At 72.4% G+C, this 8,109-nt stretch carries 7 protein-coding genes; 3 read left to right on the forward strand and 4 right to left on the reverse strand.

Annotated features, from left to right (window positions below; all coding sequences use genetic code 11):
• Positions 1–43: 43 nt before the first annotated feature.
• Complete coding sequence (locus ACIPM1_RS28665) at positions 44–700, reverse strand: SLATT domain-containing protein (protein WP_402439432.1); 657 nt, start codon at positions 698–700, stop codon at positions 44–46.
• Between the two features lie 207 nt (positions 701–907).
• On the opposite strand from ACIPM1_RS28665, the gene ACIPM1_RS28670 reads away from it, so the two are divergent.
• Positions 908–2,311 carry a hypothetical protein gene (locus ACIPM1_RS28670; RefSeq protein WP_402439434.1) on the forward strand — a complete coding sequence of 468 codons (1,404 nt, stop codon included), beginning with the start codon at positions 908–910 and terminating at the stop codon, positions 2,309–2,311.
• 159 nt (positions 2,312–2,470) lie between these two features.
• On the opposite strand, the gene ACIPM1_RS28675 is transcribed toward ACIPM1_RS28670, so the two are convergent.
• From ACIPM1_RS28675 to ACIPM1_RS28685, 3 genes are all read right to left on the reverse strand, one after another.
• Positions 2,471–4,003: a DUF1254 domain-containing protein gene (locus tag ACIPM1_RS28675; protein WP_402439436.1), complete on the reverse strand. Its 1,533-nt coding sequence runs from the start codon at positions 4,001–4,003 to the stop codon at positions 2,471–2,473.
• Between the two features lie 41 nt (positions 4,004–4,044).
• Positions 4,045–5,580, reverse strand: a complete 1,536-nt coding sequence (locus tag ACIPM1_RS28680) for a DUF1254 domain-containing protein (protein WP_402439437.1) — start codon at positions 5,578–5,580, stop codon at positions 4,045–4,047.
• A gap of 402 nt (positions 5,581–5,982) precedes the next feature.
• Positions 5,983–6,591: a YceI family protein gene (locus ACIPM1_RS28685; RefSeq protein WP_402439439.1), complete on the reverse strand. Its 609-nt coding sequence runs from the start codon at positions 6,589–6,591 to the stop codon at positions 5,983–5,985.
• 266 nt (positions 6,592–6,857) lie between these two features.
• Between ACIPM1_RS28685 and ACIPM1_RS28690 the strand changes: the two genes are divergently transcribed.
• Entirely contained in the window at positions 6,858–7,373 is a 516-nt protein-coding gene (locus ACIPM1_RS28690) for a hypothetical protein (protein WP_402439440.1), read from the forward strand.
• Positions 7,374–7,651: 278 nt separating this feature from the next.
• Positions 7,652–8,109: carboxyl transferase domain-containing protein (locus ACIPM1_RS28695; protein ID WP_402439442.1), on the forward strand; the 458-nt coding region annotated here is incomplete at its 3' end.

The following is an 8,109-nucleotide window of genomic DNA, read 5'->3' on the forward strand; positions in this document are numbered from 1 at the left end:
TCCCGGCCCGCCTGACGGACCATGGGCCGGCCCGCCCGGCGTCTCACAGCGCCGCGTCGCGGGCGCGGGGCAGGTGGTCGCCGGGCCGGTCTCGCCCGCCGGACCGATCCAGCCGCAGCAGCCCGGCGGACGGCGCCCGGTGGCCGGCCGCCTGCGTCGTGGACCGGGTCAGCTCCTCGACGCCCTCGGCGAGATAGCCGACCCAGGCGGCCGCCTCCTCCTCCATCAGCCGGTGGGCGTCCATGCGCAGCCGCTCGACGATCCCGAGCAGCGCGGCCTGCTCCTTGTCGCTGGGGGCGTCGGTGATGCGCAGAAACCCCTGCGTCCACTCCGTCTGGGCCCGCTTCAGGACCTGCTGGAGGGCGAGCTGGGTCCTGATGTAGCGGGTCCAGGTCGCGGAGAAGCCGAAGACCCGGTCGAACAGCACGCACCCGGCGCCGCCGGCCAGGAACACGAAACCCCACTCGGGTCCTATGGCCGCCGGGCTCGCCGCGTGGACCAGCGGCGTGAGCGTGCCCGCGATGCCCAGCAGCCCGGCGAGGGCGCGCAGCGAGCGGGACCACAGCGACGGACCGCGGCGCCGTGCCAGGTACCAGCCGATCGCCGAGTGCACCTCGCTCTCCGCGTGCCGGAACAGCTCCGCCAGCGCCTCCGCGCGCGTGCGCGAGCGGTCCAGCCCGGTGAGCTCGGACACCTGCATGTCCGAGTCCTTCTGTCTGTTGAACACGCCGCTCCGCCTTCCCCAGCGCCGGTGCCGGCAACGGGCCCGCCGCCGGCAGCACCGCATGGTAGCGAGGGCGCGCGCGGGGCGGGCCCCGTCGGCCGCCACGTCCGGTGCGCCGTTTCCCTGCCCGGCCCCGAGAACCGTCGCTGACCGGATGCGCCCGGATTCCGGTAGTTTCGCATCATGAAGGCCGTCGCCCTGACCCGAGTCCTTCCCCGGTGGCTGGTCGCGCTCGCGGTCGCCGTACCGGTCGCGCTGGCCGTCCCGCAGCCCGGCACCGCGCGGGCCGCCGCGGCCACCGGCGCCGCGGCCACGGCATCGGCGACCACCTCCACCAGCGTCTCCGCGGTCGCCGAGGCCCTGCGCAGGAACCCCGTCTACGTCGATCCGGCCGCCTCCGGACAGCTGTCCGCCGCGGACGCCCGCGCCCTCGCCCGGAAGATCAGGGACGCGGACAAGCCGCTTTTCGTCGCCGTCCTGCCCGCCGGGTACCCCACCAGGAACCTCTTCGCCGACCTGCGCACCGCCACCGGCGTCACCGGCCTGTACGCCGTCCGCCTCGGCGACCGCTTCGACGCCCGCGCAGACGCCTCCGTCCTCTCGCGCAACGCCGTGCGCAACCTCGTCACCAGCGTGCGGGGCGAGGACGCCAGGACGCAGCTCACCGACTTCGCCGACCGGGCGCTGCCCACCCTGCGCGGCTCCGCACCCGCCACCTGGAGCGGGGGCGCCTCCGGCCAGGGCAGCGGGATGTCGACCGGCGCGCTGATCACCGCCGGAGCCGTCCTGGTCGCGGGCGGCGCCGGCGCCTACGCCTTCGTCCGCCGCAACCGGCGCCGCCGGGAGGCCGAGCAGCGGGCCGCGCTGGAGCGGCTGCGGATCGTCGTCGACGAGGACATCACCGCCTTCGGCGAGGAACTGGACCGCCTCGACTTCCACCCCGCCGAGGCGGGCGCGGACGACGCCATGCGGGCGGACTACGAGCGCGCGCTGGACGCCTACGAGCAGGCCAAGCAGTACATGGCCGACGCCCGCCGGCCGGAGGACGTCAAGGGGGTCACCGAGGCCCTGGAGGACGGGCGTTTCTCCCTGGCGCAACTCGCCGCCCGCCGCGAGGGACGGCCCCTGCCCGAGCGCCGGCCGCCCTGCTTCTTCGACCCGCGCCACGGCCCCTCGGTCGCCGACGCCGACTGGACGCCCCCGGGCGGCGCTCCCCGCGAGGTCCCGGTCTGCGCCGCCGACCGGGTCCGCCTCGCCGAGGGACGCGACCCGCACATCCGCGAGGTCGACACCGACTACGGCCGCCGACCCTACTGGGACGCGGGCCCGGCCTACGGCCCCTGGGCGGGCGGCTACTTCGGCGGCGGCATCCTGCCCGGCCTGCTGGTCGGCACCCTGCTGGGCAGCGCGATGGCGACCCCGGCCTACGCGGCCGACTACGGCACCGGTTACGGCGACTTCGGCGGCTACGAGGGCGGAGACGTCTCCGGCGCCGACTTCGACCCCGGCGACTTCTCGGGCGGCTTCGGCGACGGCGGCGGAGGCGACTTCGGAGGCGGGGGCGGGGACTTCGGCGGAGGGTTCTGAACCCGCCCGGACTTCGCGCGCACGCCGGCGGCCCCGGCGGCGCGCCTCGCGGACGCGCCGCCGGGGCCGGGCAAGGGCGCTGCCGGCCGCCGCGCCGGCGGACCAGTGGGGCGGGGAGGGAGCAGAGCCCCGGGAAGGCGGTCCGGTCCGAGTGCGCCGTCAGGTGACGCGGGTGATCGGCGGGCACTCCCATCGCCCGTCGAGGACTTCCGGCCGGGGGAGGTACATGCGCAGGCCGATGTACCAGTTCCCCCGTTCCGGGGTGGGCAGCCAGTTGGACACCCGGTCCGATCCCGGCGACTGCGGCCGCAGGTGGATGGTCAGGCTCCCGTCGGGGCCGGTGACCAGACCGGGCGTGCGGTCGCCGATCGAGTAGCGGTCGATCGGATTGGCCACGAGGTTGCGGTCCATCCCGTAGACGACCAGGGACCAGAAGGCGTCGACGGGGGGCAGGGCCCCCGCTTCGAAGCGCAGTTCGTAGTGACCGGTGGTCAGCTCGTCGCCGTCGGCGTCGTGGACCGCGAACAGGTACACCGACTCCACGGGATCGTTGGCGGCGACCCCGATCAGCGCCTGCTCGGCGGCCCGGCGCAGGAACTGGTCGCCGAACCGGCCGAGCCCCGGGGCCGGGTAGCGCCAGCCGTTGACGACGGGAGCCCACTCGCCGCCGAGCAGTTCCCGTTCGAGCAGGTCGACGCCGGTGGCCGCGGCCCGGACCAGGCTCTGCTTGACGGCCTCGGGCTGGGCCTCGACGTCGAGTCCGGGCCCGATGCCGATCTCCGCGAACTGCTTGAGCAGGACCTCGTGGTGTGCGGGCGGCGGGTTCTCGGCGAGCATCGCGTTCAGCGTCTTCCACGGCCCGAGCGGATCCTCGTCCTCGTCGACCGGTTCCAGTACGTCACGGCTCTCGGGGGCGGCCCGCTCCGTGCCGTACAGGCTGAGCGGGGTCAGCCGGTACTGGTCCTGTGTCGCGTGCACGTTCGCGAGATCGTCCTCGCCCTCGACCAGGGTCCGGCCGACGACCAGGATCCAGGGGGTGGGCGCGGTGGCCGTGCGGCGCACCACTTCCGGGAGGTCTCCCGTCCAGTCCGGCCCGACGAGGGCGAAGTGGCCGGACCGCGAGCCGGTGGCGCGCTGTCCCACGTAGTCGTAGTTGTCGGAGGTGATGCCGACCAGTTCGAAGGTGAAGTAGCGGTCGCCCATGTCCGGGTGGGAGAGGACGACGGGCTCCGCGCTCAGGTCGACCCAGGCGAACGAGTACAGGGTGTCGTTGTTGGGGGTGAGGCCTTCCCTGTTGGACGCGTCGTAGAGCGTGCGCCCGTGCCAGAAGTGGTTGACGGCGGCGGAGGGCGTCGTTTCGTTCGCGGGCTCCTCGGCCACCCAGCGGTGCCGGATCCCGGCGTAGTAGATGTACGGGAAGCCGTAGAGGAAGGCCTGTTCGCCCAGGGTGTAGGCGTATTCGCGGCGCCAGTCGCTCACCCGTCCGGTGAGGACGGGTTTCACGGCCTGCCACATGAGGGGCAGGGCCTGGGTGGTTCTGCGGGCGTGGCCGACCAGGGCGGCGGGGTGGCGGACGGCGTCCGCCGTGGCCCGGCCGGTCGCCGTCGCCGCGTGGCCGAGGGTCGAGGTCATGTCTGTGAGCTGGTCGCGCACGCGCTGCACGGGACTCCTGGTAGCGGTGGCGGAGGTCATCGCCGCGCTCCTCTCCACGGTCGGTGGTGCCGCGTGCGCCGTCAGGTGAGGCGGGTGATCGGCGGGCACTCCCAGCGGGCGTCGACGACCTCCGGCCGGGGGTGGTACATGCGCAGGGTGACGTACCAGATGCCCTGCTCCGGGGTCGGCAGCCAGTTGGCCTCCCGGTCGGGGCCGGGCGCCTCGGGCTGCAGGTGGATGGTCAGGCTTCCGTCGGGGCCGGTGACCAGACCGGGCGTGCGGTCGCCTATGGAGTAGCGGTCGATCGGGTTGGGCACCAGGTTGCGGTCCTCCGCGTAGACCGTCAGGGACCAGAAGGCGTCGACGGGGGGCAGGGCTCCCGGTTCGAAGCGCAGTTCGTAGCGGCCCGTGGACAGCTTCGCGCCCTGGCCGTCGTGGAAGGCCACCAGGTAGACCGCTTCCGCCGGGTCGTTGACGGCGATACCGACCAGGGCCTGCTCACCGGCCCGGCGCAGGAAGTCGTCGCCGAACCGGCCCGCCTCCGGGGGCGGGTAGCGCCAGCCGTTGACGACGTTGGCCCACTCACCGCTGAGCAGTTGCTGTTCGAGCATCGGGACGCCGACGGCGGCGGCCCGGATCAGGCTCTGCCTGACGGCCTCGGGCTGGGCCTCGACGTCGAGTCCGGGGCCGATGCCGATCTCCGCGAACTGCTTGAGCAGCAGCTCGTGGTGTGCGGGCGGCGGGTTCTCGGCGAGCATCGCGTTCAGCGTCTTCCACGGCCCGAGCGGGTCCTGGTCCGCTTCGACCGGTTCCAGGACGTCGCGGCGCTCCGGCACGAGGGTGTCCTTGCGGCCCAGTTGGCTGAGGGGGGTCAGCCGGTACCGGTCCTGCAGCGCGTGCACGGCCGGGAGGTCCTGCGCCCCCTCGACCAGGGTGCGGCCGACGACCAGGACCCAGGGGGTGGGCGCGGTGGCCGTGCGGCGCAGCCCCTCGGGCAGGTCTCCCGTCCAGCCGGGCCCGACGAGGGCGAAGTGGCCGGCCTGTGACCCGGTGGCGCGCTGTCCCACGTAGTCGTAGTTGTCGGACGTGATCCCGACCAGTTCGAAGGTGAAGTAGCGGTCGCCCATGTCCGGGTGGGAGAGGACGACGGGCTCCTCGCTCAGGTCGACCCAGGCGAACGAGTACAGGGTGTCGTTGTTGGGGGACAGGCCCTCCCGGTTGGACGCGTCGTAGAGCGTGCGCCCGTGCCAGAACTGGTTGACGGGGGCGGACGGCGTCATCTCGGTCGCCGGCTCCTGGGTCACCCAGCGGTGCCGGATCTGGGCGTAGTAGATGTACGGGAAGCCGTAGACGAAGGCCTGTTCCCCGAGCGTGTAGGCGTATTCGCGGCGCCAGTCGGTCACGTGCCCGGTCAGCACGGGCTTCACCGACTGCCACATGAGGGGCAGTGCCTGGGTGGTTCTGCGGGCCTGGTCGACCAGCGTGCCGGGGTGGCGGACGGCGTCCGCCGTGGCCCGGCCGGTCGCCGTCGCCGCGTGGCCGAGGGTCGACGACACGCCCGTGAGCTGGTCGCGCAGTCGCTGTGCGGGGTTCTTGTTCGCGGTGGCGGAGGTCATCGCCGCGCTCCTCTCCCTGTCGCTGGCAGCACGGCACGCACGCCGGATCCACCCCCGCCGGCCTGGGAGCCGCAACGGCGACCGTCGTGGACGTGTCCCCGGTGTCTCCCCGTGGCTGTCTCTCCTGTGGGCCGAGTGGACCGACGGGCCGCTGCGTTCGCCGTGCCTCGTCGCATCCGGCGGGGGCTGTGAGTGCGGCCTGGCCTACTAACGAGTAGATCACCGGCCCCGGGACCCGGCAACTGGCCCGGGGATCCGCCGACCGGCCCGGGAGGAGCCGGAACGCAGAAGCGCCCGCCCCGCCCTCCCCGGTGCGGGGGAGTGGCGGGCGGGCGCTTCGGAGGTGTGCGGGCGGCCGGGACTTCTTCACCGGCCGCGCTGCCGGGGCCGGAGGCCGGGGATTCACGCGTTCTTGATCGCCGAGATGTCGAAGTTCAGCTTGATCTTGTCGGAGACCAGCACGCCGCCCGTCTCCAGCGCCGCGTTCCAGGTCAGGCCCCACTCGGAGCGCAGGATCTCGGCCTTGCCCTCGAAGCCGACACGCTCGTTGCCGAACGGGTCCTTGGCGGCGCCGTTGAACTCCAGGTCGATGGTGAGCGGCTTGGTGACGCCGAGGATGGTCAGGTCGCCGGTGATGCGGTAGTCGTCGCCGCCCAGGGCCTCCGCCTCGGTGGAGCGGAAGGTCATGGCCGGGAACTCCCCGGTCTTGAAGAAGTCCGCGCTCCTCAGGTGCCCGTCGCGGTCGGCGGAACCGGTGTCGATGCTGTCCATGGTGATGTCGAGGGAGGCGGTGGACTTGGCGGGGTCGGAGCCGTCCAGGTGCAGGGTGCCGGAGAAGTCGTTGAACTTGCCCTTGACGTTGGTGACCATGGCGTGCCGGGCGACGAAGCCGAGCGTGGAGTGGGCCGGGTCGATGGTGTAGTCACCGGTCAGCGCGGCGAGGTCCGGGCTCACCGCGGCGGGGGTGCCGGTGGGGACGGTGGTGTCGCTCTTGCGGCCGAAGATGCCCATGACGTGCTCCTTGGGGAAGGGAGGGCCCCGGCGCGGTGCCGCACCGAGGATGTTGAATGTTCAATGAACTGAACGCTCCCGACCGTAGACCTATTCCGTTCGACTTTCAACTTAATCTGCGAGGTCTTTCCGGGGCGCGCGGACTCGACGTGCGATGGTCCGGTTCGTCCTCTGGCGGACGCGCGTAGACCTCGGGCAGCATCTCCCTGCACCACCTGCACAGCCGCCCCGCAGCACGCACGGCCAACCGCAGGAAGGGTTCCCCCATGAAGACAGCCAAGACCGGCCGCGCCCGCGCCGTCCTGACCGCTCTCGCCCTTGTCGCCGCCCCGGGCGTCGCCGTCCTCGGCACCGCCACCGACGCCTTCGCCGTCTCCAAGATCGGCCATGCCACCGCCACCCAGATGTTCCGCGACGTCGGCATCACCTGGTCCTCCTCCGGCAACTGCTCCGACCGGTACAACTCCACCTGCACCTCCTTCGAGCAGCTCAACCTCGCCACCGCCCAAGGCGCCCAGACCCTGAAGCGGGCCGGCGGCTGCGCGCTGAACATCACCGGCGGGACGGAGACCGGGCACGCCTCCGGCACCTACTCCCACTGGAACGGCTACAAGCTCGACTACGGCAAGAACACCTGCGTCACCAGCTACATCAAGAACAACTTCACCTACATCGGCCTGCGCGGCGACGGCGCCCCGCAGTACAAGTCCGGCTCCGGCAACATCTACGCCGACGAGGGCACGCACTGGGACGTCCTCTACTACAACTGCGGCGGCTGCTGACCCGCGGCCCGGCCGGCTCGCCGCTCCCTCCCGGCGGGCCGGTACGGTGGGACCGCCGTCCGGGTCTGCGTGTCACTCCGGTGATGGCATGCGCCACCCCGAATGTGACTCGACTCTCGCCCCATGACTTTGTGCGACCCCGACAACGGCGAGGGCCTCTGAGCAGTCGGAAAGGCTGCAAGCGCCGGAGGTTCTGTTCACTCGTACCAGGAAAACGGGCCGGAGACTGTACGGAGTCAACGGCTCGCTTTCCTTGGTGCGCTTCGTAAGGTCACTACATGACCGTTTTGGATGAGACGACGGGTGAGCCGACCGGCGAGCCGACGGACGCGCGCGGACGGGTCGCCGAACTGCACGACATCCGTGCGCAGGCGGTGGCGGGTCCCAGCGAGAAGGCGACCGCGGCGCAGCACGCCAAGGGGAAGCTGACCGCTCGGGAGCGGATCGAGCTGCTCCTGGACCCGGGGTCCTTCCAGGAGGTCGAGCAGTTGCGGCGGCACCGGGCGACCGGTTTCGGGCTGGAGGCGAAGAAGCCGTACACGGACGGTGTGGTGACCGGCTGGGGCACGGTGGAGGGCCGTACGGTCTTCGTGTACGCGCACGACTTCCGGGTCTTCGGCGGTGCGCTGGGCGAGGCCCACGCGACGAAGATCCACAAGATCATGGACATGGCGATCGCGGCGGGTGCGCCGCTGGTGTCGCTGAACGACGGTGCGGGCGCCCGGATCCAGGAGGG

The sequence above is a fragment of the Streptomyces sp. NPDC086766 genome, assembly GCF_044746005.1.
In the GTDB taxonomy this organism is placed as follows: domain Bacteria; phylum Actinomycetota; class Actinomycetes; order Streptomycetales; family Streptomycetaceae; genus Streptomyces.